The sequence below is a fragment of the Klebsiella terrigena genome (assembly GCF_012029655.1).
GTDB classification, from domain to species: domain Bacteria; phylum Pseudomonadota; class Gammaproteobacteria; order Enterobacterales; family Enterobacteriaceae; genus Klebsiella; species Klebsiella terrigena.
Genome location: NZ_CP050508.1, coordinates 1,075,277 through 1,095,661, shown reverse-complemented (window position 1 = coordinate 1,095,661; position 20,385 = coordinate 1,075,277). Strand labels below are relative to the sequence as shown.

General features: G+C 57.4%; 20 protein-coding genes. 3 read left to right on the top strand and 17 right to left on the bottom strand.

Annotation, left to right across the window (positions count from 1 at the left end; translation table 11 throughout):
* Positions 1 to 105 precede the first annotated feature (105 nt).
* The 12 genes from nlpD to cysG form a co-directional block, all read right to left on the bottom strand.
* Positions 106 to 1,233, bottom strand: coding sequence for a murein hydrolase activator NlpD (gene nlpD, locus HCK03_RS05240; protein ID WP_041146939.1), 1,128 nt, complete (start codon positions 1,231 to 1,233; stop codon positions 106 to 108).
* Positions 1,234 to 1,357: 124 nt separating this feature from the next.
* Entirely contained in the window at positions 1,358 to 1,984 is a 627-nt protein-coding gene (locus tag HCK03_RS05235) for a protein-L-isoaspartate(D-aspartate) O-methyltransferase (RefSeq protein ID WP_041146940.1), read from the bottom strand.
* Positions 1,978 to 2,739, bottom strand: a complete 762-nt coding sequence (surE, locus tag HCK03_RS05230; protein WP_041146941.1) for a 5'/3'-nucleotidase SurE — start codon at positions 2,737 to 2,739, stop codon at positions 1,978 to 1,980. Before surE ends, HCK03_RS05235 begins: the two co-directional genes overlap by 7 nt.
* Entirely contained in the window at positions 2,720 to 3,769 is a 1,050-nt protein-coding gene (truD, locus tag HCK03_RS05225; protein WP_041146942.1) for a tRNA pseudouridine(13) synthase TruD, read from the bottom strand. The genes surE and truD overlap by 20 nt, the downstream gene beginning before the upstream one ends.
* Positions 3,766 to 4,245, bottom strand: coding sequence for a 2-C-methyl-D-erythritol 2,4-cyclodiphosphate synthase (ispF, locus tag HCK03_RS05220; protein ID WP_041146943.1), 480 nt, complete (start codon positions 4,243 to 4,245; stop codon positions 3,766 to 3,768). Before ispF ends, truD begins: the two co-directional genes overlap by 4 nt.
* Positions 4,245 to 4,955 carry a 2-C-methyl-D-erythritol 4-phosphate cytidylyltransferase gene (ispD, locus tag HCK03_RS05215; protein ID WP_115192025.1) on the bottom strand — a complete coding sequence of 237 codons (711 nt, stop codon included), beginning with the start codon at positions 4,953 to 4,955 and terminating at the stop codon, positions 4,245 to 4,247. The genes ispF and ispD overlap by 1 nt, the downstream gene beginning before the upstream one ends.
* A 19-nt stretch (positions 4,956 to 4,974) precedes the next feature.
* Complete coding sequence (gene ftsB / locus HCK03_RS05210; protein ID WP_045857570.1) at positions 4,975 to 5,286, bottom strand: cell division protein FtsB; 312 nt, start codon at positions 5,284 to 5,286, stop codon at positions 4,975 to 4,977.
* 140 nt (positions 5,287 to 5,426) lie between these two features.
* Positions 5,427 to 5,753: a DUF3561 family protein gene (locus HCK03_RS05205; RefSeq protein WP_041146946.1), complete on the bottom strand. Its 327-nt coding sequence runs from the start codon at positions 5,751 to 5,753 to the stop codon at positions 5,427 to 5,429.
* A gap of 48 nt (positions 5,754 to 5,801) precedes the next feature.
* On the bottom strand, positions 5,802 to 6,407 hold the full coding sequence (gene cysC, locus HCK03_RS05200) for an adenylyl-sulfate kinase (RefSeq protein WP_041146947.1): 606 nt from the start codon (positions 6,405 to 6,407) through the stop codon (positions 5,802 to 5,804).
* Positions 6,407 to 7,834, bottom strand: coding sequence for a sulfate adenylyltransferase subunit CysN (gene cysN, locus HCK03_RS05195; protein WP_167691224.1), 1,428 nt, complete (start codon positions 7,832 to 7,834; stop codon positions 6,407 to 6,409). Before cysN ends, cysC begins: the two co-directional genes overlap by 1 nt.
* Before the next feature lie 9 nt (positions 7,835 to 7,843).
* Positions 7,844 to 8,752 carry a sulfate adenylyltransferase subunit CysD gene (gene cysD, locus HCK03_RS05190; RefSeq protein WP_041146949.1) on the bottom strand — a complete coding sequence of 303 codons (909 nt, stop codon included), beginning with the start codon at positions 8,750 to 8,752 and terminating at the stop codon, positions 7,844 to 7,846.
* A 32-nt stretch (positions 8,753 to 8,784) separates the two neighbouring features.
* Positions 8,785 to 10,191 carry a siroheme synthase CysG gene (gene cysG, locus HCK03_RS05185; protein ID WP_167692393.1) on the bottom strand — a complete coding sequence of 469 codons (1,407 nt, stop codon included), beginning with the start codon at positions 10,189 to 10,191 and terminating at the stop codon, positions 8,785 to 8,787.
* 247 nt (positions 10,192 to 10,438) lie between these two features.
* Between cysG and HCK03_RS05180 the strand changes: the two genes are divergently transcribed.
* The gene (locus tag HCK03_RS05180; RefSeq protein ID WP_167691223.1) at positions 10,439 to 11,482 is read left to right on the top strand and encodes an aminopeptidase; all 1,044 of its coding nucleotides are present in this window, start codon (positions 10,439 to 10,441) and stop codon (positions 11,480 to 11,482) included.
* 117 nt (positions 11,483 to 11,599) lie between these two features.
* On the opposite strand, the gene cysH is transcribed toward HCK03_RS05180, so the two are convergent.
* The 3 genes from cysH to cysJ form a co-directional block, all read right to left on the bottom strand.
* Positions 11,600 to 12,334, bottom strand: a complete 735-nt coding sequence (cysH, locus tag HCK03_RS05175) for a phosphoadenosine phosphosulfate reductase (protein ID WP_041146958.1) — start codon at positions 12,332 to 12,334, stop codon at positions 11,600 to 11,602.
* A gap of 78 nt (positions 12,335 to 12,412) precedes the next feature.
* Entirely contained in the window at positions 12,413 to 14,125 is a 1,713-nt protein-coding gene (gene cysI, locus HCK03_RS05170; RefSeq protein WP_115192022.1) for an assimilatory sulfite reductase (NADPH) hemoprotein subunit, read from the bottom strand.
* Entirely contained in the window at positions 14,125 to 15,924 is a 1,800-nt protein-coding gene (cysJ, locus tag HCK03_RS05165) for an NADPH-dependent assimilatory sulfite reductase flavoprotein subunit (protein ID WP_148251017.1), read from the bottom strand. Before cysJ ends, cysI begins: the two co-directional genes overlap by 1 nt.
* Before the next feature lie 319 nt (positions 15,925 to 16,243).
* Here cysJ and queD point away from each other — a divergent pair, with 319 nt between their 5' ends.
* Positions 16,244 to 16,606, top strand: a complete 363-nt coding sequence (gene queD, locus HCK03_RS05160; protein ID WP_041146961.1) for a 6-carboxytetrahydropterin synthase QueD — start codon at positions 16,244 to 16,246, stop codon at positions 16,604 to 16,606.
* A 79-nt stretch (positions 16,607 to 16,685) separates the two neighbouring features.
* Here queD and queE read toward each other — a convergent pair whose 3' ends face one another.
* Positions 16,686 to 17,357: a 7-carboxy-7-deazaguanine synthase QueE gene (queE, locus tag HCK03_RS05155; RefSeq protein WP_041147731.1), complete on the bottom strand. Its 672-nt coding sequence runs from the start codon at positions 17,355 to 17,357 to the stop codon at positions 16,686 to 16,688.
* Between the two features lie 481 nt (positions 17,358 to 17,838).
* On the opposite strand from queE, the gene HCK03_RS05150 reads away from it, so the two are divergent.
* The gene (locus HCK03_RS05150; protein WP_167691222.1) at positions 17,839 to 18,948 is read left to right on the top strand and encodes an SDR family oxidoreductase; all 1,110 of its coding nucleotides are present in this window, start codon (positions 17,839 to 17,841) and stop codon (positions 18,946 to 18,948) included.
* 68 nt (positions 18,949 to 19,016) lie between these two features.
* On the opposite strand, the gene eno is transcribed toward HCK03_RS05150, so the two are convergent.
* Positions 19,017 to 20,315, bottom strand: a complete 1,299-nt coding sequence (gene eno, locus HCK03_RS05145) for a phosphopyruvate hydratase (protein ID WP_041146973.1) — start codon at positions 20,313 to 20,315, stop codon at positions 19,017 to 19,019.
* Between the last annotated feature and the right edge of the window lie 70 nt (positions 20,316 to 20,385).

Genomic DNA, 20,385 nt, shown 5'->3' with positions numbered 1-20,385 from the left:
TATCATTCAAACGTCGCCAGGACAGGTTTTTAGCCCCAATGCAGAGCGGCATTCACCGCCCCGGCGCCTTTTAACTGACGTTATGCTTATGCGTACTTCGCCAAATTATCGCTGCGGTAAATACTGCAGCGGGTTGACGGATTTCCCCTTGTAACGAATTTCAAAATGTAATCTTGTCGAGCTGGTTCCGGTGCTACCCATGGTAGCGATTTTCTGCCCCGCTTTAATTTCCTGTTGCTCCCGGACCAGCATGGTATCGTTATGAGCGTAGGCACTCAGGTAATCATCGTTGTGTTTGATGATAATAAGATTACCGTAACCGCGCAGTGCGTTACCGGCATAGACGACGCGTCCATCAGCGGTCGCGACGATAGCCTGTCCTTTACTGCCTGCAATGTCGATGCCTTTATTACCGCCCTCGGCGCCGCTAAAGTTCTCGATAACCTTGCCATCAGTCGGCCAGCGCCATGAAGAGATCGGCGAACTGGTTGACGTGCTGCTTGCAGTCGGTTGGTTGCTGCTGATAGCTGGAGCCGTAACCGGCGCAACGACTGTCGTTGCTGGCTTATTATTCGGCAACATCTTAGTAGCATTCTGTTCACCTGAGGATTCAGAATACGTAATAGTTGGTTGCGACGCAACCACTGCGGTTGATTTTTGTGCAGGATGTGCGGCCGCCGTCGCACCTCCGCTTGCCTGAGCGCTGGCCTGAGCAACGGCGTTATCGCCGGTGATTGGCTGGCCCGCGGAGTTGCCGACCTGCAGCGTCTGGCCGACGTTCAGGCCGTACGGTGCCGGGATATTATTGCGCTCAGCAAGGTCGCGGAAATCGTTGCCTGTCACCCAGGCAATATAGAACAGCGTGTCGCCGCGTTTGACGGTGTAGCTGCTGCCGCCGGTATAGCTGCCTTTCGGAATATCGCCATATTTACGGTTATAAACGATCTTGCCGTTCATGGTCTGCACCGGCTGCTGGGCTACCGGCTGCTGAGCCATCGGCTGAATTTGGGTCGGCTGGGTCTGAACCGGCTGCGCCTGAGGCACGGCGGTGGATCCCGTTTTAGCCGGCGGGGTAATCAGCATCCCGGAGCTGGTCCCGGAGGAGGAAGCTCCTCCCGCCGAACTGACCGGTGCAGGCGGATTATTCGTGTTTGTACAGCCTGCCAGCCACAGCGAAACCAGCGATAGTGCCGCAATACGGCTTAAGGTAAATTTTGGGCTTCCCGCGCTCATTTATCCCCCAGGAATAGGTTAACTACCAATATCTTGCTTACCGGGCAACGCCCGGCCAGGACACTGAAAATGTGTCCACCCTACGCCTAAAATCAGGCAAAAAAAACCTGGAATAATCCGGGTCTCACGCCAGCTCCCCTTGTACCAGGGGAACGAAGCGAACGGCTTCGACGGTATCAATAACAAACTCATTACCGCGACGACGGATCCGTTTCAGAAACTGATGCTCTTCACCTACCGGTAAAACCAGCACGCCACCTTCATCCAGCTGCGCCAGCAGGGCCGGCGGAATTTCCGGCGGCGCGGCGGTGACGATAATCGCATCAAAAGGTGCTCGCGCTTTCCAACCCTGCCATCCATCGCCATGACGGGTTGAAACATTATGTAAATCAAGTTGTTTGAGGCGGCGCCTCGCCTGCCACTGCAGGCTCTTAATACGCTCGACCGAACAGACGTGATGCACCAGCTGCGCCAGGATCGCCGTCTGATAGCCCGAGCCGGTGCCAATTTCCAGCACCCGTGACTCCGGCGTCAGCGTCAGAAGCTCCGTCATCCGCGCCACCATATAGGGCTGCGAAATGGTTTGCCCCTGACCAATCGGCAGCGCGGTGTTTTCCCACGCCTTATGTTCGAAGGCCTCATCGACAAACTTTTCCCGCGGCACCAGCGAAATCGCTTCGAGCACGCGCTCGTCAACGATGCCCTGAGTGCGGAGCTGATTCAGCAGGCTTTCAACACGTTTGCTTACCATTGGCTGTCTACTCCGACGCGATCGAGCCAGTCGGTGACCACTTCATGGGCCTGGTGGGCGGTTAAATCAACGTGCAGCGGCGTCACCGAAACGTAGCCTTCATCTACCGCCGCAAAGTCGGTATCGGGCCCGGCATCGTGCTTCTCGCCCGGCGGGCCAATCCAGTACAGGGTATTGCCGCGCGGATCTTTTTGCGGGATAACCTGATCGGCCGGATGGCGGCTGCCGCAGCGGGTCACGCGGATGCCTTTAATCTGCTCAAGGGGCAGATCGGGGACGTTGATATTGAGAATGCGCCCGGTGCGCAGCGGCTCGCGGCTGAGCGCGCGCAGAATGGTGCAGGTGATGGCCGCCGCGGTGGCGTAATGCTGATGGCCGTTTAGCGAAACGGCCAGCGCCGGAAAGCCAAGGTGCCGGCCTTCCATCGCGGCAGCAACGGTACCGGAGTAGATAACGTCATCGCCAAGATTCGGCCCGGCGTTGATACCGGAGACCACGATATCCGGACGAGGGCGCATCAGGGCGTTAACGCCGAGATAGACGCAGTCCGTGGGCGTGCCCATCTGGACGGCGATATCGCCATTGTCAAAGGTGAAGGTACGTAATGAAGACTCCAGCGTCAGGGAGTTCGATGCGCCGCTGCGGTTACGATCGGGTGCGACAACCTGGACCTCAGCGAATTCCCGTAAGGCCTTAGCCAGGGTCTGAATGCCCGGCGCATGAATCCCGTCATCGTTACTCAGCAATATTCGCATAGTCACCCGTTGTATTGATAAGTTCCCTTACCACGCTGGTGGCGAAGCTGCCCGCTGGCAGCCAGAAACGCAGTTCAACGGTGACGTCATCCCACCAGTTCCAGCGCATCTGCTGCGGATAGAGCAGCATCGCCCGGCGTGCCGCCTCTACTTTTTCACGCACCAGCAGCGCCTGGAGCTGCGTCTCTTCGGCCACCGCCGCCTGCTCGGCGGCCAGCGCATCACGTTGGCTGCCCCAGTCGCCGCTACCCGGCAGCGCAGCGGTAATCAGCAGCTCGCGGTTATCAACCCGCCCCTGCAGTTCCGCCAGCTCTTCAGGCGCAGCGACAAACCAGCTGCCGCGCCCCGCTAATTGTAGCGCATCGCCATCAACAACCTGATTAAATTCTGTTTTTTTTAATCTAATACTGACCTGCTGATTAAACAAGCCGCTACGCGCCGCCGAGAGCCAAAAACTGCGTTTATTTCGATCGCGTACCGGGGCTCCGCTCTCTGCCCAGCGCAGCGCGCCCAGCAGGTTGCTGCCGCCAATCCCAAAGCGCTGCGCGCCAAAATAGTTCGGCACGCCGCCGGCAGCGATGGCCTGCAGGCGCTGCTCGACATCATCGCGGTGGCTGACTTCGCGCAGGATCAGGGTGAACTGGTTGCCCTTCAGCGCCCCAAGGCGCAGCTTGCGCTTATGGCGCGCGTACTCCAGCACCTGGCAGCCTTCGAGCTGAAACTTGCTGAGGTCAGGCATCTCTTTACCCGGCACCCGGGCGCAGAGCCACTGTTCGGTTACCGCGTGCTTGTCCTTCTGCCCGGCAAAGCTGACTTCCCGGGCATGGATTTTAAGGAATTTTGCCAGCGCGTCCGCAACAAAGCGCGTGTTGCACTCCTTTTTGAGGATCCGCACCAGCACGTGCTCGCCCTCGCCATCGGGCTCAAAGCCGAGGTCTTCTACCACCACAAAGTCTTCCGGGCTGGCTTTCAGCAGCCCCTGCCCCTGCGGTTTACCGTGCAGCCAGGTGAGTTCGTTGAAGGCGATCATTGCGCCGCCTTACGCAGCAGCGCCACCGCTTCACAGGCAATGCCTTCGCCGCGCCCGGTAAAGCCGAGCTTTTCGGTGGTCGTCGCCTTCACGTTGACGTCGTCCATATGGCAGCCAAGATCTTCGGCGATGAAAACGCGCATCTGCGGAATATGCGGCAGCATTTTCGGCGCCTGGGCAATGATGGTGACGTCGACGTTGCCGAGGGTATAGCCTTTCGCCTGAATCCGGCGCCAGGCTTCGCGCAGCAGCGCGCGGCTGTCGGCGCCTTTGAAGGCCGGATCGGTGTCAGGGAACAGCTTACCGATGTCCCCCAGCGCCGCCGCGCCCAGCAGGGCATCGGTTAGCGCATGCAGCGCAACGTCACCATCGGAGTGGGCCAGCAGCCCTTTCTCGTAAGGAACGCGCACCCCGCCAATAATGATTGGGCCTTCACCGCCAAAAGCGTGTACGTCAAAACCATGTCCAATTCGCATTAAGCCTTCTCCTGGTGTCGGGAACGGGTAAGGTAAAATTCTGCCAGCGCCAGGTCTTCCGGGCGCGTCACTTTAATATTATCAGCGCGTCCGGCTACCAGTTCGGGATGGAAGCCGCAGTACTCCAGCGCCGACGCTTCGTCGGTGATGGTTGCGCCTTCGTTGAGCGCACGCGTCAGGCAGTTAAAGAGTAATTCACGCGGGAAAAACTGCGGCGTCAGCGCATGCCACAGGTCGTTGCGATCGACGGTATGGGCAATGGCGACCTTGCCGGGTTCAGCGCGCTTCATGGTATCGCGAACCGGTGCCGCCAGGATGCCGCCAACGCGGCTGGTTTCGCGCAGCGCCAGCAGGCGGGTGAGATCGTCCTGATGCAGGCACGGGCGCGCGGCGTCATGCACCAGCACCCACTGCGCATCGGGCAGCGCCTGCAGGCCAGCAAGAACGGAGTCGGCGCGTTCGCTGCCGCCGTCAACGACGGTAATCTGCGGGTGGGAAGCCAGCGGCAGCTGGCTAAAGCGGACATCGCCGGGGCTGACGGCAATCACCACGCGCTGGACGCAGGCGTTGGTCAGCAGCGCGGCGACCGCGTGCTCGAGAATCGTTTTGTTACCGATTGAGAGATATTGTTTCGGGCATTCCGTTTGCATACGACGGCCAAAACCGGCCGCCGGCACCACGGCGCAAACGCCCGGAAAAGTGGCTGCCATGTCGTAATCCTGGGCTTATTTATCGATTATTCTGCGCCGAACCCTGATTGCGTTTAGACGCATCCGGGACCAGACGATAAAACGTTTCACCCGGGCGGGTCATACTTAGCTCGTTGCGCGCGCGTTCTTCGATAGCTTCCTGACCGCCGTTGAGGTCGTCGATTTCCGCAAACAGCTGATCGTTGCGCGCTTTTAATTTACCGTTAGTGTCCTGCTGAGCGGAGACATCGTCATTAACCCGACTATAGTCATGCAGACCATTTTTGCCGAACCACAGCGAGTACTGTAGCCAGACCAGCAAAGCCAATAATAGCAGCGTTAATTTACCCATCCTGCCCCCTGAAAAACGGCATCATCATCCGATAACTCGCCCGAGCGTTTTACTCCGACGCGCGGACGATGCCGCGTAACGCGGGGACTGTACCACATTTTTGTCGTCGATACCCAGGCTTGATTCATACACCAAAAGGACTATCCCAGCAGCCAGAGAAACAGCAGGCCGAACATCAGTCCGATAGTCAAAATCGTCGCGCAAGAGCTATAGAGGAGTTTACCATTCAACAGCGAATGCAGCGCAATACCGACCACCACGGCGACCGGCATCAGTGCGAGGAAGAACGGCCAGGTGTAGAGAAGGAAAAACAGCGTGTTGCTGCCATAGATGAGGAAGGGAATACCCAGAGCCAGCAGCCACGAGATAAATCCCACGGCGGCGCCTGACAAAGACCAGGTGGTCTCGTCATTCGCCACCGGAGGTGGTTCTGAACGAATCATACTGAGGTTCTGGGTATTACGCATATCGAATCCTGTTCACCGGGCGACCAGCATCTCAGTGCCGCCACCGTTTCAGGATCTGATAATATCTCGCTGTCTGAGCAGGTCTAATAGTTGGTGCACCAAATTTGTTACCAATTGTTCACCATCCAGATGAATTTCCGCCTTTTCCGGTGCTTCATACACGGAGTCAATCCCGGTGAAATTGCGTAATTCGCCCGCGCGCGCCTTCTTGTACAGCCCTTTCGGATCTCGCGCCTCGCAGATGGCCAGCGGCGTATCGACGAACACTTCGATAAAGCGCCCTTCCCCCAGCCGCTCGCGCACCATCTGCCGCTCGGCGCGGTGCGGGGAGATAAAGGCCGTCAGAACAACCAGCCCGGCCTCAACCATCAGCTTAGCCACTTCACCCACGCGGCGGATGTTCTCTTTGCGATCGTCGTCGCTAAAGCCCAAATCGCTGCACAGGCCGTGGCGAACGTTGTCGCCATCCAGCAGATAGGTGCTGACGCCGGCCTGCTGGAGCGCCTCCTCCAGCGCGCCGGCAACGGTCGATTTACCGGAGCCGGAGAGCCCGGTAAACCACAGCACCACGCCGCGATGGCCGTGGCGCTGCTCGCGCTGCTGCTGAGTGACCGGATGGGCATGCCAGACGACGTTTTCGTCATGCTGCGCCATTACTTGCCTCCCAGCAGATCGCGAGCGTCCCAGTGCGGGAAATGCTTACGGATAAGCTGGTTCAGCTCCAGCTCAAACGCGCTGAACGACGAAGCGGACGCCTGAGCGTGCTCCTGCGGTTCGCGCACCATGCCGGCGCCGACGGTCACGTTCGACAGGCGGTCGATAAAAATAAGCCCCCCGGTCACCGGGTTGTTCTGGTATTTGTCCAGCACCAGCGGCTCGTCAAAGGTCAAATCCACGAGGCCGATGCCGTTGAGCGGCAGCGATTCCACCTCCCGCTGGGTCAGATTGTTAATATCAACCTGGTAGCGAATGCCGTCCACGCGGGAGCGGGTTTTCTTGCCGGCAATTTTGATATCAAAGCTCTGGCCCGGAGAGAGCGCCTGTTCAGCCATCCACACCACGTCAATGCTGGCGCTCTGCACGGCCGGCAGGGATACCTGCGCATCGACCAGCAGGTCGCCACGGCTGATATCAATCTCATCCTTCAGCACGATGGTGATCGCTTCCCCGGCACCGGCTTCCAGCAGGTCACCGTCAAAGGTCACGATGCGCGCGACGCTGGATTCCACGCCCGACGGCAGCACCTTCAGACGCTGGCCGACCGTTACTTTGCCGGAGGCTACGGTACCGGAGAAGCCGCGGAAATCGAGGTTGGGACGGTTAACAAACTGCACCGGGAAACGCAGCGGCTGGCTTTCGACCGGATGATGGATCTCTACGGTTTCCAGCACTTCCAGCAGCGTAGGACCGCTGTACCAGCCCATCTTGTCGCTCTGGCTGGCAACGTTGTCCCCTTCCAGCGCGGAAAGCGGCACGAAGCGAATATCGAGGTCGCCAGGCAGCTGCCCGGCAAAGGTCAGATACTCTTCGCGAATCTGATTGAAGCGCTCTTCGCTGAACGCCACGAGGTCCATCTTATTCACCGCCACCACCAGGTTTTTAATCCCCAGCAGCGTCGAAATAAAGCTGTGACGACGGGTCTGATCCAGCACGCCTTTGCGCGCGTCAATCAGCAGGATCGCCAGATCGCAGGTCGAGGCGCCGGTCGCCATATTGCGGGTGTACTGCTCGTGCCCCGGCGTATCGGCAATAATAAACTTGCGCTTTTCGGTAGAGAAATAGCGGTAGGCCACGTCGATAGTGATGCCCTGCTCGCGCTCCGCCTGCAGGCCATCCACCAGCAGCGCCAGATCCAGCTTCTCGCCCTGGGTTCCGTGACGCTTGCTATCGTTATGCAGCGATGAGAGCTGATCTTCATAGATCTGGCGGGTATCGTGCAGCAGGCGGCCAATCAGCGTGCTTTTGCCGTCATCGACGCTGCCGCAGGTCAGGAAACGCAGCAGGCTTTTGTTCTGCTGCGCGTGCAGGTAGGCTTCAACGCCGCCTTCATCAGCAATTTGTTGTGCAATTGTCGTATTCATGGCGGCTCCTTAGAAATACCCCTGACGTTTCTTCAGCTCCATCGAGCCTGCCTGATCGCGGTCAATCATGCGACCCTGACGTTCGCTGGTCGTGGAAACCAGCATCTCTTCAATAATTTCCGGCAGCGTTTGCGCGTTGGACTCCACCGCGCCGGTCAGCGGCCAGCAGCCGAGGGTACGAAAACGCACCATCTGCTGTTTGATAACCTCGCCCGGCTGCAGGTCGATGCGGTCGTCATCGATCATCATCAGCATGCCGTCACGCTCGAGAACCGGGCGCTCTGCCGCCAGGTACAGCGGCACGATTTCGATATTTTCCAGATAGATGTACTGCCAGATATCCAGCTCGGTCCAGTTAGAGAGCGGGAAGACGCGGATGCTTTCACCTTTGTTAATCTGGCCGTTGTAGTTGTGCCACAGCTCCGGGCGCTGGTTTTTCGGATCCCAGCGGTGGAAGCGGTCGCGGAACGAGTAGATACGCTCTTTGGCGCGAGACTTTTCTTCATCGCGGCGGGCGCCGCCGAACGCGGCGTCGAAGCCGTATTTGTTCAGCGCCTGCTTGAGACCTTCGGTCTTCATGATATCGGTATGCTTGGCGCTGCCGTGGACAAACGGGTTGATGCCCATCGCCACCCCTTCCGGGTTTTTGTGCACCAGCAGCTCGCAGCCGTAGGCCTTCGCGGTACGGTCACGGAACTCGTACATCTCACGGAATTTCCAGCCGGTATCAACGTGCAGCAGCGGGAACGGCAGGGTTCCCGGATAAAACGCTTTACGCGCCAGGTGCAGCATCACGCTGGAATCTTTGCCGATGGAGTACATCATCACCGGATTTGAAAATTCGGCGGCCACCTCGCGAATGATATGGATGCTTTCCGCCTCCAGTTGTCGCAGGTGAGTGAGTCGTTTTTGGTCCATTACCGTTCCTTATAAGGCCTGTTGCACCGGGCCTAAGCCAGATTGACCACAGAAGAGTCAAAGCCCTCTGCGTTCGTTGTGTGTTGAAACCAGGCGAGCTGCTGATGGAGCTGCACCACTTCACCCACCACCAGCAGCGCCGGCATTGGGGCATCTTTCGCCAGGTGTTCCAGTTGTTCTAACGTGCCGATCGTCGTTTGCTGATCGGCGCGCGTACCGCGGGAGATAACCGCCACCGGCGTGTTTCTGTCGCGCCCGTGCGCCATCAGCTGCGCGCTAATCTCTGCCGCCTTCATCGTGCCCATGTAGATAGCCAGCGTTTGCCGACTCTGCGCCAGTAGCGCCCAGTCGAGCGCCGCGCTGTCCGCCTTGTAGTGGCCGGTAACAAAGGTCACGCTCTGCGCGTAATCGCGGTGGGTCAGCGGGATCCCGGCGTACGCTGTCGCGCCCGCTGCTGCGGTTACGCCGGGGACAACCTGAAAGGAGATCCCCGCCGCCGCTGCCGCCTGCAGCTCCTCGCCGCCGCGGCCGAAAATAAACGGATCGCCGCCCTTCAGGCGCACCACCGTTTTGCCCTCTTTCGCCGCCTCGACCAGCATCCGATTCGTCTCATGCTGCGGCACCGAATGCTCGCTGGCGCGTTTACCAACGCAGATCATCTCCGCATCACGGCGTACCAGCTCGCGGATCTCCGGCGTCACCAGATGGTCGTAAAACACCACGTCCGCCCGCTGCACCGCCTGCAGGCCGCGCAGGGTAAGGAGTCCGGCATCACCCGGTCCGGCGCCAACAAGTATGATTTCACCCGACCGCTTTTCCGGCTGATGAAGCTCATCTTCCAGCGCCTTATCCGCAGCGGCTTTATTTCCGGCAATCATCAGGCTGGCAAAGCGGCCGTTGAAAACGCGCTCCCAGAAACGACGTCGCGCCGCGGTGGTGGTGAGATGCGTTTTAATATGATGCCGCCAGTAGCTTGCCGCTTCGGCAACGCGTCCGAGGTTGGTCGGCAGCAGGGCTTCAATTTTTTCGCGGATCAGCCGCGACAGTACCGGCGCCGATCCGCCGGAAAAAATCGCCACCAGCAGCGGCGAGCGATCGACAATGGAGGGGAAGACCACCGAGCAAAGCGGCTGGTTATCCACCACGTTAACCAGGCGAAAGCGGGCGTTCGCCGCGGCAGAAACCCGCTGGTTCAGCGCGTCGTCTTCGGTGGCGGCAATCACCAGGAAAACGTCATCGATCTGCTGTTCCTGAAACTCCTGCGCGCGCCACGCGATCTCCTGGCGTTCGACCTGTTCAGCAAGCTCATCGGACAGCTCAGCGGCCACAACCTGCACCTTCGCCCCCGCCCGACGCAGAAACATTATCTTGCGCGCGGCAATCTCGCCGCCGCCGATAACCAGCACCGGCCGCGCTTTTAATTCGGCAAATAAGGGCAAATAGTCCACGATGTAACAGCTCACTTACAATCAGTCATAGTGCGACTATAGGGTGCCACTTAGAGCAAATGAAATTACGAAATGGAATGAGTTGTTACTCAAAGGAATAACGGCCTGGGAAAGCTAAGATCAAAAAGTGCTTAACATGCGACTTTTCCGCTATTTAAGAGCAAATGAAATTGTTTAACCTCGGTCACAGTTTCATACTAAGCGGGTCAAATTGTTATGTTCCCGTAAGGACCCTCTTATGTTTTCCGCGTTGTGCCGCCGCCTGCTTCCACTGGCGCTTGGCGCAGGTTTTGTCTTCTCCGCCCCGGCTTTTAGCGCTATGGGCGAAACCGCTAATACGCAGGCTCGTCATATCGCCACCGTTTTCCCCGGAAGAATGACCGGATCGCCAGCAGAGATGCTGTCGGCGGACTACCTGCGTCAGCAGTTCGCGCAGATGGGCTACCAGAGCGATATCCGCAGCTTTCATACCCGCTATATCTACACCACCAAAAACCAGCGGCAGAACTGGCAAAACGTTACCGGCAGCACGGTAATTGCGGCCCACGAGGGCAAGGCGCGCCAGCAGATAATCATCATGGCGCACCTCGATACCTACGCCCCAATGAGCGATAGCGACGTGGAAAAGAACCTCGGCGGCCTGACCCTGCAGGGGATCGACGACAACGCCCTTGGCATTGGCGTGATGCTGGAGCTCGCCGAGCGCCTCAAGAACGTGCCTACCCACTACGGCATTCGCTTTATCGCGTCCAGCGGTGAAGAGGAGGGTCGCCTCGGAGCACAGAATCTGCTGCAGCGGATGAGCGACGCGGAGAAGAAAAACACCCTGCTGGTGATCAACCTCGATAATCTGGTGGTCGGCGACAAGCTCTATTTTAATAGCGGTCGCAGCACGCCGGCATCGATTCGCAAGCTCACCCGCGACCGGGCGCTGGCCATCGCCCGTAGCAAAGGCGTTGCCGCCTTCAGCAACCCGGGGCTGAACCGCGACTATCCGCAGGGCACCGGCTGCTGTAACGACGCCAGTATTTTTGATAGCGCCGGGATCCCGGTGCTGTCGGTGGAGGCCACCAACTGGTCGCTTGGTAAGAAAGATGGTTTCCAGCAGCGGGCAAAATCACCCGCCTTCCCTGACGGCTCCAGCTGGCACAGCGTACAGCTGGATAATCAGCAGCATATCGACAAAGCGCTGCCCGGCCGCATCGAACGCCGCAGCCGCGACGTCGTCAAGGTGATGCTGCCGCTGGTGAAAGAGCTGGCGAAGGCCGATAAGCGCGGCTAGCCGGTGTTTTGCTGGTCAGCCGGTTGCACGAAAAAGCCCTCAGCGTTAAGCGCGAGGGCTTTTTTTAAAACTCAATGTGTTTAAAGCAAACGTCTTTAAAACAAAGGCGATAGAGACCTACCCCTCGTGCAGCCCGCACTCGCGCTTCAGGCCGAAGAAGCGCGTCTCTTCTTCCGCCATCCCCGGCTCCCATTTGCGGGTGGTGTGGGTATCCCCCACAGAAAGGTAACCCTGATCCCACAGCGGATGGTATTTCAGGCCGTGCTTCTGCAGGTACTGATAAACGGTGCGGTTATCCCAGTCGATAATCGGCAGCACCTTAAATACCCCGCGCTGAATCGCCAGCACCGGCAGCGTTGCCCGGCTACCTGACTGCTCGCGGCGCAGGCCGGCAAACCAGGTACGAGTGTTTAGCTCCTGCAGGGCGCGGTTCATCGGCTCAACCTTGTTGATGTCATTGTATTTCTCAATGCCGTCAACGCCCTGCTCCCACAGCTTGCCGTAGCGGGCTTCCTGCCAGGCCGGGCTGGTCTGCGCCCGGTAAACCTTCAGGTTCAGCTGCAGCTTGTCGGTTAGCTCATCGATAAACTGATAGGTTTCCGGGAACAGGTAGCCAGTATCGGTGAGGATCACCGGAATATCCGGACGGATCTGGTTAACCAGATGCAGGCTAACCGCCGCCTGAATACCAAAGCTTGAAGAGAGTGCGTAGTCGCCGGGCAGGTTTTCCAGCGCCCACGCCACGCGTTCTTCGGCGCTGAGCTTCTCCAGCTGAGCGTTGGTTTCTGCCAGCTGCAGTACGCGTTCAACTTTCGGCAGTTCATTTAGCGCGTTGAGATCGAGTACGGACATAGTTACCTCGTTATTTTCCCTTCACCTTATCCCCTTCCCGTCAACGGAGAGGGGATCGTCAGGCGTGGATAAAGACCTTTATTCCCAGAAATCACGGGCTGGATCGAGCACCGGGCGCACGATACCCGCACGCACCGTAAAGTCGCCGAAGCCTTCACCCGCTTCGCGCTCTTTCGCCCAGCGCCCGACCAGTTCATCAATCGAGTCGAGAATTTCCGACTCGGTAATATTTTCGCGATACATGCGCGGAATACGCGTTCCGCTGCGGTTGCCGCCAAGGTGCAGGTTATAGCGGCCCGGCGCTTTACCGATCAGGCCAACTTCCGCCAGCAGAGCGCGGCCGCAGCCGTTCGGGCAGCCGGTCACGCGGGTGACGATATGCTCCTCGCCCACCCCGTGCTTGCTCATCACGCCGTCCACCTTATCAATAAATGACGGCAGGAAGCGTTCCGCCTCGGCCATCGCCAGCGGGCAGGTCGGGAAGGAGACGCAGGCCATCGAGTTTTCACGCTGCGGGGTGACGTTATTCATCAACCCGTGATCGCGAGCCAGCTTCTCGATCTTCGCCTTCTGATCTTCCGGCACCCCGGCAACGATCAGGTTTTGGTTGGCCGTGATGCGGAACTCGCCTTTATGGATCTTAGCAATCTTCAGCAGACCCGTTTTCAGCGGACGCCCCGGATAATCAAGGATACGACCGTTTTCAATAAACAGCGTCAGGTACCAGTTATTATCGATACCTTTTACCCAGCCAATCCGATCGCCGCGACCGGTAAACTCATAGGCGCGGATCGGCTCGAACTTAATGCCGGCACGGCGCTCAACTTCGGCTTTAAAGGTCTCAACACCAACGCGTTCCAGGGTGTATTTCGTTTTCGCATTTTTGCGGTCGGTACGGTTACCCCAATCGCGCTGGGTCGTGACCACCGCTTCCGCCACGGCCAGAGTGTGCTCAAGCGGCAGGTAGCCGAATTCGCTGGCGGTGCGCGCATAGGTTTTCTTGTTGCCGTGCTCAATGGACAGACCGCCGCCGACCAGCAGGTTAAAGCCCACCAGCTTGCCGTTTTCGGCAATCGCCACGAAGTTCATATCGTTGGCGTGCAGATCGATATCGTTCTGCGGCGGGATAACCACGGTGGTTTTGAACTTACGCGGCAGATAGGTCTGGCCAAGGATCGGCTCTTCGTCGGTGGTGGCCACCTTCTTCTGATCGAGCCAGATCTCCGCGTAGGCGCGGGTGCGCGGCAGCAGGTGCTCGGAGATCTTTTTCGCCCACTCGTAGGCTTCAGCATGCAGCTGAGACTCGTTCGGGTTAGAGGTGCACAGCACGTTACGGTTCATATCGTTGGCCGTCGCCAGCGCGTCCAGCCCCACCGAGTGCAGCATCTGGTGCACCGGTTTGACGTTCTTCTTCAGAATGCCGTGGAACTGGAAGGTCTGACGGTTGGTCAGACGAATGCTGCCGTAGATGGTGTTATCGGCGGCAAACTTATCAATCGCCTGCCACTGTTTAGTGGTGATCACTCCGCCCGGCAGGCGGCAGCGGAGCAGCATCGCGTGACGCGGCTCCAGCTTCTGCGCCGCGCGTTCGGCGCGGATATCGCGGTCATCCTGCTGATACATGCCGTGAAAGCGGATCAGCAGGAAGTTATCGCCCCTAAAGCCGCCGGTGAGGGGGTCGTTTAAGTCTTCTGCGATGGTGCCGCGCAGGTAGTTGCTCTCTACCTTCATACGCTCGGCGTCGGTCAGTTTACCTTCGACCACCAGCGGTCCTGGATGTTTTTCGCTCATTAGTAGACATCTCGCTGATAACGGCGCTCAACGCGCAGCTCACTTAAAAATTCGTCCGCCGCTTCGGCGTCCATCGCGCCGAATTCGGCAATCACTTCCAGCAGCGTCCGCTCAACGTCTTTCGCCATGCGATTGGCGTCGCCGCAGACATAAATATGGGCACCGTCATTAATCCAGCGCCACAGTTCGGCCCCCTGCTCGCGCAGTCTGTCCTGAACGTAGACTTTTTGTTGTTGATCGCGGGACCAGGCCAGATCGATGCGGCTCAGTACGCCCTCTTTGACGTAGCTTTGCCATTCGACCTGGTAAAGGAAATCTTCCGTAAAGTGCGGGTTGCCGAAGAACAGCCAGTTCTTGCCCTCGGCGCCTTCCGCCGCGCGCTGCTGCATAAATGCGCGGAATGGCGCAATGCCGGTACCCGGGCCAATCATGATGACCGGCGTCTGCGGGTTCGCAGGCAGGCGGAAGTTATCATTGTGTTCGATAAAGACGCGGACTTCGCCATCTTCTTCCACGCGATCGGCGAGGAAGCTGGAAGCGCCACCGGCGCGCGCGCGGCCTTCAATATCATAGCGCACCACGCCAACGGTCACGTGAACTTCGTTTTCCGTTTCCGCCTGCGACGAGGCAATCGAGTACAGGCGCGGCGTTAGCGGGCGCAGCAGGTCAATCAGCGCCTGGGCATCCAGCTGTGCCGGAGAGAAGCGCACCATATCGACGATCGGCGTGGTGGCCGCGTAGTGCTGCAGCTGCGCTTTATCGCCCACCAGCGGCAGCAGCGTTTCGCTGCGCGTTAGGGTGGCATAGTTCTCCACGATGTTGGCGGTGTTCACCGTCAGCTCAAAGTGCCACGTCAGCGCTTCGGCCAGCGGCAGCGTCTTACCGTCTACGCTAACCGGCTCGTCGCCCTTCAGCCACAGCAGTTCGGCCAGCTCGTTGACCAGCGCCGGATCGTTCTGATACCAGACGCCCAGCGCATCGCCGGGCTGATAGCGCAGGCCGGAGTCGCCAAGATCGATTTCAACGTGGCGCACGTCTTTTTCTGAATCACGGCCGGTGATTTTTTGGTTTACCGAAAGCGTCGCGGTCAGCGGCGCTTCTTTGGTATAGGGGCTGGTATGAATGTCATTGACCGCGCCGCTTGTCGCCAGCTGAGCCGGCGTCGCCGCCGGCGCACGGGCTTTCAGCACCTCGACCACGCGGGTGCGCCATTCGGCCGCAGCACCCTGATATTCAACGTCGGAGTCAACGCGATCGAGCAGACGCTCCCCGCCCAGCTCGGCCAGCCTGCTGTCGAAGTCTTTACCCGACTGGCAGAAGAATTCGTAGGAGGTATCGCCCAGACCAAAGACCGCAAAGGCGGTGCCTTCGAGCTTCGGCGCTTTTTTCGAGAGCAGGAATTTATGCAGCGCAACGGCCTCTTCCGGCGGCTCACCTTCACCCTGGGTTGAGGTCACGACGATCAGCAGTTTTTCGGAGGCTATTTGTTTGAATTTATAGTCGCCTGCGTTAACCAGCTTGACGTTCAGCTGCGCTGCCTGAAGGTCGTCACGCAGCGCTTCGGCCACGCGGCGGGCGTTGCCGGTTTGCGAGGCGGAAAGCAGCGTAATGCTTGGGACTTCCGCAGCCTGGGCCGGAGCGGCAGCCACCGCGCCGGAATGCTGATTCAGCACGCCCCAAAAATAGCCGGAAACCCAGGCAAGCTGGGTCGGTGTGAAGTCTGTCGTGGCCGCCTGCAGGCGCGCCATTTGCTCCGGGTTGAGCGGGAGCAAATTGGAAGATGGGACCTGTGTCGTCATGCGTCGTTATGTTCCAGTAAGCAAAGCTGTTATTCGCACCCTGTCAGCGCGGCAAAAACAGAAGAGAATGTAAGGTTAACGGCGCAGATAGTAACAATTAAAGAAGGGATGGAAATAACAAATAACCAAATGGACTAACCTGTTTTACCTATAGTTATTAACAACAAAATCGATTAAATAACCACATGAAATATAAAGAGATAATATGCATCAGTTCGGTGAATGTGGCGATTTTCCGCTCAGGGCCGTTTTAGTTAATGCTAAAAAATGTACTTTCCGGTACCCTACGGCGGTTTTTTTGTCTTATTGAGAGTAAAAGATGTCCACCACCCTGTTTAAAGATTTTATCTTCGAAGCCGCCCACCACCTGCCCCACGTACCGGAAGGTCATAAGTGCGGTCGCCTGCACGGTCACTCTTTTATGGTGCGTCTGGAGATTACCGGCGAAGTCGATCCGCATACGGGTTGGATCATGGATTTTTCCGAGCTGAAGGCCGCCTTCAAGCCGACCTACGATCGTCTGGATCACTACTATCTGAACGATATTCCTGGGCTGGAAAACCCGACCAGCGAAGTGCTGTCGCGCTGGATTTGGCAACAGGTTAAGCCCGTAGTGCCGCTGCTGAGCGCGGTGATGATTAAAGAGACCTGCACGGCGGGCTGCATCTATCGCGGCGAGTGAGGGTTTGCCGGGCTAAACTTCATTTCCCGGCTAGCAGAACGCAGAGGCCCGGTCAGCATTGCGCTACCGGGCCTTTTTATCAGGCAATATTCAGGTACTTATGCGTTTGCATCGACAGCCGCCAGTTGCGGGCGATGCAGGTCTCGATACAGAGACGCGTCGCATCCTCTTTCTGGCTGATAGGCTGCAGAGCGATAATCCGCGGCTTGTCGTCGGTCAGCGTTTCCAGCAGTTCATCCAGCGCTTCGATATCGCGCACGCGACCCACCGGATGCTTGATTTCATCCGCGCGCAGCAGCGCCTGCGACAGCACGTCGTAACCGCCGCGCATGTTGACCTTAGGGGAAACCGTCACCCAGGCACGCGGGCTGCAGCGCACTTCATGGGTGCCGCTGGTTTCAATCTGGCAGCTGAAGCCGTTATGCTCAAGCAGGGTCGTCAACGGGGTGAGATCGTGGATGCAGGGCTCACCGCCGGTGATCACCACATGACGAGCGGTCCACCCCTGGCGGCCAATGATCGCCAGCAGATCTTCGCCGCTGGCCGGGCCCCATTTGTCGCTCTCTTTGGTTTTCGCCAGAATGCTAAACAGCGACACTTCCCGATCGGCAAGTTTGTCCCAGGTATGTTTGGTATCGCACCAGGCGCAACCAACCGGGCATCCCTGCAGGCGAATAAAAATGGCGGGCACGCCGGTAAAGTAACCCTCGCCTTGCAAGGTCTGGAACATCTCGTTAATCGGGTACTGCATAATCATCTCTGTTTAGGTTCTAAACGATCATTATCGCAGATTTGCACGCCCAGGTCTTGTCCTCAGCTGCGATGGCGTGCGCTTCACTCCACCCAGCCCTAAGGCCAACCATCAGAAGATAAAACTGCGGTTATTGTTCCTCTTCACGCCGCCAGATTTATAAACTTTCCGCCGCCGGGTAATAATTCATTTTATTTTTTAGATTCACGCCTTTGATGTAACCAAATGTTTTAAGCATTACATTTTATAAAAATTTAAAAAACCGATCGTTAAATAAAATAATCATTAAAATCATACATGTACAAACTGATACATGAAAGATCGAATCTTTATAAATAGCCTGATGTCGAATCCAATCCGCGCCCGTTCATAACCTTAATACCGTCTTAAGGAATGGCCTAAATGGCCCATTTGCCATTTACCCGCCGTTTAGTTTAGCCCGCCTAGAATCCACTCGACTAACCATGATGAGACTGTATCCATGAATACATTATTAATAACAGGCGTTACCGGATTTCTGGGTGGAGCAGTTCTAGAGAATATCCTGAATCAAAAAAATGGGGTTAATCTGCTGCTTTTAGTTCGTGCCGATAATGGTGAAGCAGCGCTTGCCCGGGTTAAAGACAATCTGCGTAAATTCAATATCGCCGAGGAGACGCTGGCGACGCTGAGCACCCGGCACATACTGCTGGGTGATTTGGCTAATCCAGAAGGATTCCTTGCCGATCCGCGCCTCGACGGCGTCACCCACGTGCTCAACTGCGCCGCCGTCGCCTCGTTCGGCAACAATCCGCTGATCTGGAAAGTCAACGTTGAGGGGACGCTCCGCTTTGCCCAGCGCATGGCCGAGGTCTCCGGGCTGCAGCGCTTCCTGCACGTTGGCACGGCAATGTCGTGCTCGCCGGAGCCTGATTCTCTGGTTGCGGAAAGCGCCGAATTCCGCGAGCGCGCCGAGCACCTTGTGGAGTACACGCACTCTAAATCGACCATCGAGCGGCTGATGCAGCAGGAGTGCCCGATGCTCCCGCTGACTATCGCCCGCCCTTCTATCGTCGTCGGCCATACCCATCACGGCTGCCAGCCCTCCAGCAGCATCTTCTGGGTATTCAGCATGGGCCTGATGCTGCAAAAGTTCATGTGTTCGATGGAGGACAGGATTGATGTTATTCCCGTTGATTACTGTGCCGACGCGCTGCTGATGCTGCTCGACAGCCCGCTGGCTCGTGGAGAAGTGGTGCATATTTCAGCGGGGGAGGAAAATAGCGTCAAGTTTGCCGAGATTGACAGCGCGATGGCCTCAGCGCTGGAGCGTCTGCCGGTCGGCGACAGCTATGCCCAGGTGAGCTACGAGACGCTGGTTAAGATGCGCCGTGAGCTAAAAGATATCTTTGGTCCGTGCAACGAGCGCCTGATGCTCAAAGCCATGCGCCTGTACGGCGCGTTCGCCACGCTTAACGTCCGCTTCAGTAACGATAAGCTGCTGAGTATGGGGATGCCCAAACCGCCGCGCTTTACCGATTACATTGACCGCTGCGTGCAAACGACCCGCGGGCTTTCTATTCCGCAACAGATGGCCGTCGACTTTAAATAATCGCCGGTCTGCGGACAAAAAAAATGCCAGTCCGCAGACTGGCATTTTTATATCAGATAAAGACGGGCTTATGCCTGACCTTTGATCTCTTTACGACCGTTGTACGGTGCTTTTTCGCCCAGAGCTTCTTCGATACGAATCAGCTGGTTGTATTTAGCAACGCGGTCAGAACGGCTCATAGAACCGGTTTTGATCTGGCCTGCAGCGGTACCAACAGCCAGGTCAGCGATGGTAGCGTCTTCAGTTTCGCCTGAACGGTGAGAGATAACGGCAGTGTAGCCAGCGTCTTTCGCCATTTTGATCGCAGCCAGAGTTTCGGTCAGAGAACCGATCTGGTTGAATTTGATCAGGATGGAGTTAACGATGCCTTTGTCGATACCTTCTTTCAGGATCTTGGTGTTGGTTACGAACAGATCGTCACCAACCAGCTGGATTTTGTCGCCCAGAACTTTAGTCTGGTATGCAAAGCCGTCCCAGTCAGATTCGTCCAGACCGTCTTCGATAGAGACGATCGGGTACTGTTTGGTCAGGTCTTCCAGGAAGTGAGTGAACTCTTCAGAGGTGAACGCTTTGTTGCCTTCGCCGGCCAGAACGTATTTACCGTCTTTGTAGAATTCAGAAGCCGCACAGTCCATCGCCAGAGTGATGTCGGTGCCCAGCTCGTAGCCAGCAGCTTTAACCGCTTCAGCGATAACTGCCAGAGCTTCAGCGTTGGAACCCAGGTTCGGCGCGTAGCCGCCTTCGTCACCTACTGCAGTGTTCATGCCTTTAGCTTTCAGAACTTTAGCCAGGTTATGGAACACTTCAGAACCCATACGTACGGCTTCTTTCAGGGATTTAGCGCCAACCGGCTGAATCATAAATTCCTGGATGTCGACGTTGTTGTCCGCGTGCTCGCCGCCGTTGATGATGTTCATCATCGGAACCGGCATGGAGTATTTGCCCGGGGTACCGTTCAGCTCAGCGATGTGTTCGAACAGCGGCTGACCTTTAGCAGCTGCTGCTGCCTTGGCGTTCGCCAGGGACACGGCCAGGATTGCGTTCGCACCGAAGTTAGATTTGTTTTCAGTACCGTCCAGATCGATCATGATCTTGTCGATGCCAGCCTGGTCTTTGGCGTCTTTGCCAAGGATTGCCTGAGCGATCGGGCCGTTAACCGCGCCAACAGCTTTCAGTACGCCTTTGCCCATGAAACGGGATTTGTCGCCATCGCGCAGTTCCAGCGCTTCGCGGGAACCAGTAGAAGCACCTGACGGAGCTGCTGCCATACCAACGAAACCACCTTCCAGGTGTACTTCGGCTTCAACAGTCGGGTTACCACGGGAGTCGATGATTTCACGACCGATGACTTTAACGATTTTGGACATTAGATTTTCCTCAGTACAAGTTAAACTAAAACTCCAGACAAACAATGCACCCGGATGGGTGCATTGCCGT

Excerpts from the sequence above, each read along its gene's own strand:
- cysD (WP_041146949.1), bottom strand. The coding sequence starts at position 8,752 with ATGGACCAAAAACGACTCACTCACCTGCGACAACTGGAGGCGGAAAGC.
- HCK03_RS05180 (WP_167691223.1), top strand. The coding sequence starts at position 10,439 with ATGTTTTCCGCGTTGTGCCGCCGCCTGCTTCCACTGGCGCTTGGCGCA.
- queD (WP_041146961.1), top strand. The coding sequence starts at position 16,244 with ATGTCCACCACCCTGTTTAAAGATTTTATCTTCGAAGCCGCCCACCAC.
- cysH (WP_041146958.1), bottom strand. The coding sequence starts at position 12,334 with ATGTCCGTACTCGATCTCAACGCGCTAAATGAACTGCCGAAAGTTGAA.
- cysI (WP_115192022.1), bottom strand. The coding sequence starts at position 14,125 with ATGAGCGAAAAACATCCAGGACCGCTGGTGGTCGAAGGTAAACTGACC.
- cysN (WP_167691224.1), bottom strand. The coding sequence starts at position 7,834 with ATGAATACGACAATTGCACAACAAATTGCTGATGAAGGCGGCGTTGAA.
- HCK03_RS05205 (WP_041146946.1), bottom strand. The coding sequence starts at position 5,753 with ATGCGTAATACCCAGAACCTCAGTATGATTCGTTCAGAACCACCTCCG.
- ispD (WP_115192025.1), bottom strand. The coding sequence starts at position 4,955 with ATGGCAGCCACTTTTCCGGGCGTTTGCGCCGTGGTGCCGGCGGCCGGT.
- queE (WP_041147731.1), bottom strand. The coding sequence starts at position 17,357 with ATGCAGTACCCGATTAACGAGATGTTCCAGACCTTGCAAGGCGAGGGT.
- ispF (WP_041146943.1), bottom strand. The coding sequence starts at position 4,245 with ATGCGAATTGGACATGGTTTTGACGTACACGCTTTTGGCGGTGAAGGC.
- HCK03_RS05150 (WP_167691222.1), top strand. The coding sequence starts at position 17,839 with ATGAATACATTATTAATAACAGGCGTTACCGGATTTCTGGGTGGAGCA.
- HCK03_RS05235 (WP_041146940.1), bottom strand. The coding sequence starts at position 1,984 with ATGGTAAGCAAACGTGTTGAAAGCCTGCTGAATCAGCTCCGCACTCAG.
- cysC (WP_041146947.1), bottom strand. The coding sequence starts at position 6,407 with ATGGCGCAGCATGACGAAAACGTCGTCTGGCATGCCCATCCGGTCACT.
- eno (WP_041146973.1), bottom strand. The coding sequence starts at position 20,315 with ATGTCCAAAATCGTTAAAGTCATCGGTCGTGAAATCATCGACTCCCGT.
- cysJ (WP_148251017.1), bottom strand. The coding sequence starts at position 15,924 with ATGACGACACAGGTCCCATCTTCCAATTTGCTCCCGCTCAACCCGGAG.
- surE (WP_041146941.1), bottom strand. The coding sequence starts at position 2,739 with ATGCGAATATTGCTGAGTAACGATGACGGGATTCATGCGCCGGGCATT.
- nlpD (WP_041146939.1), bottom strand. The coding sequence starts at position 1,233 with ATGAGCGCGGGAAGCCCAAAATTTACCTTAAGCCGTATTGCGGCACTA.
- truD (WP_041146942.1), bottom strand. The coding sequence starts at position 3,769 with ATGATCGCCTTCAACGAACTCACCTGGCTGCACGGTAAACCGCAGGGG.
- ftsB (WP_045857570.1), bottom strand. The coding sequence starts at position 5,286 with ATGGGTAAATTAACGCTGCTATTATTGGCTTTGCTGGTCTGGCTACAG.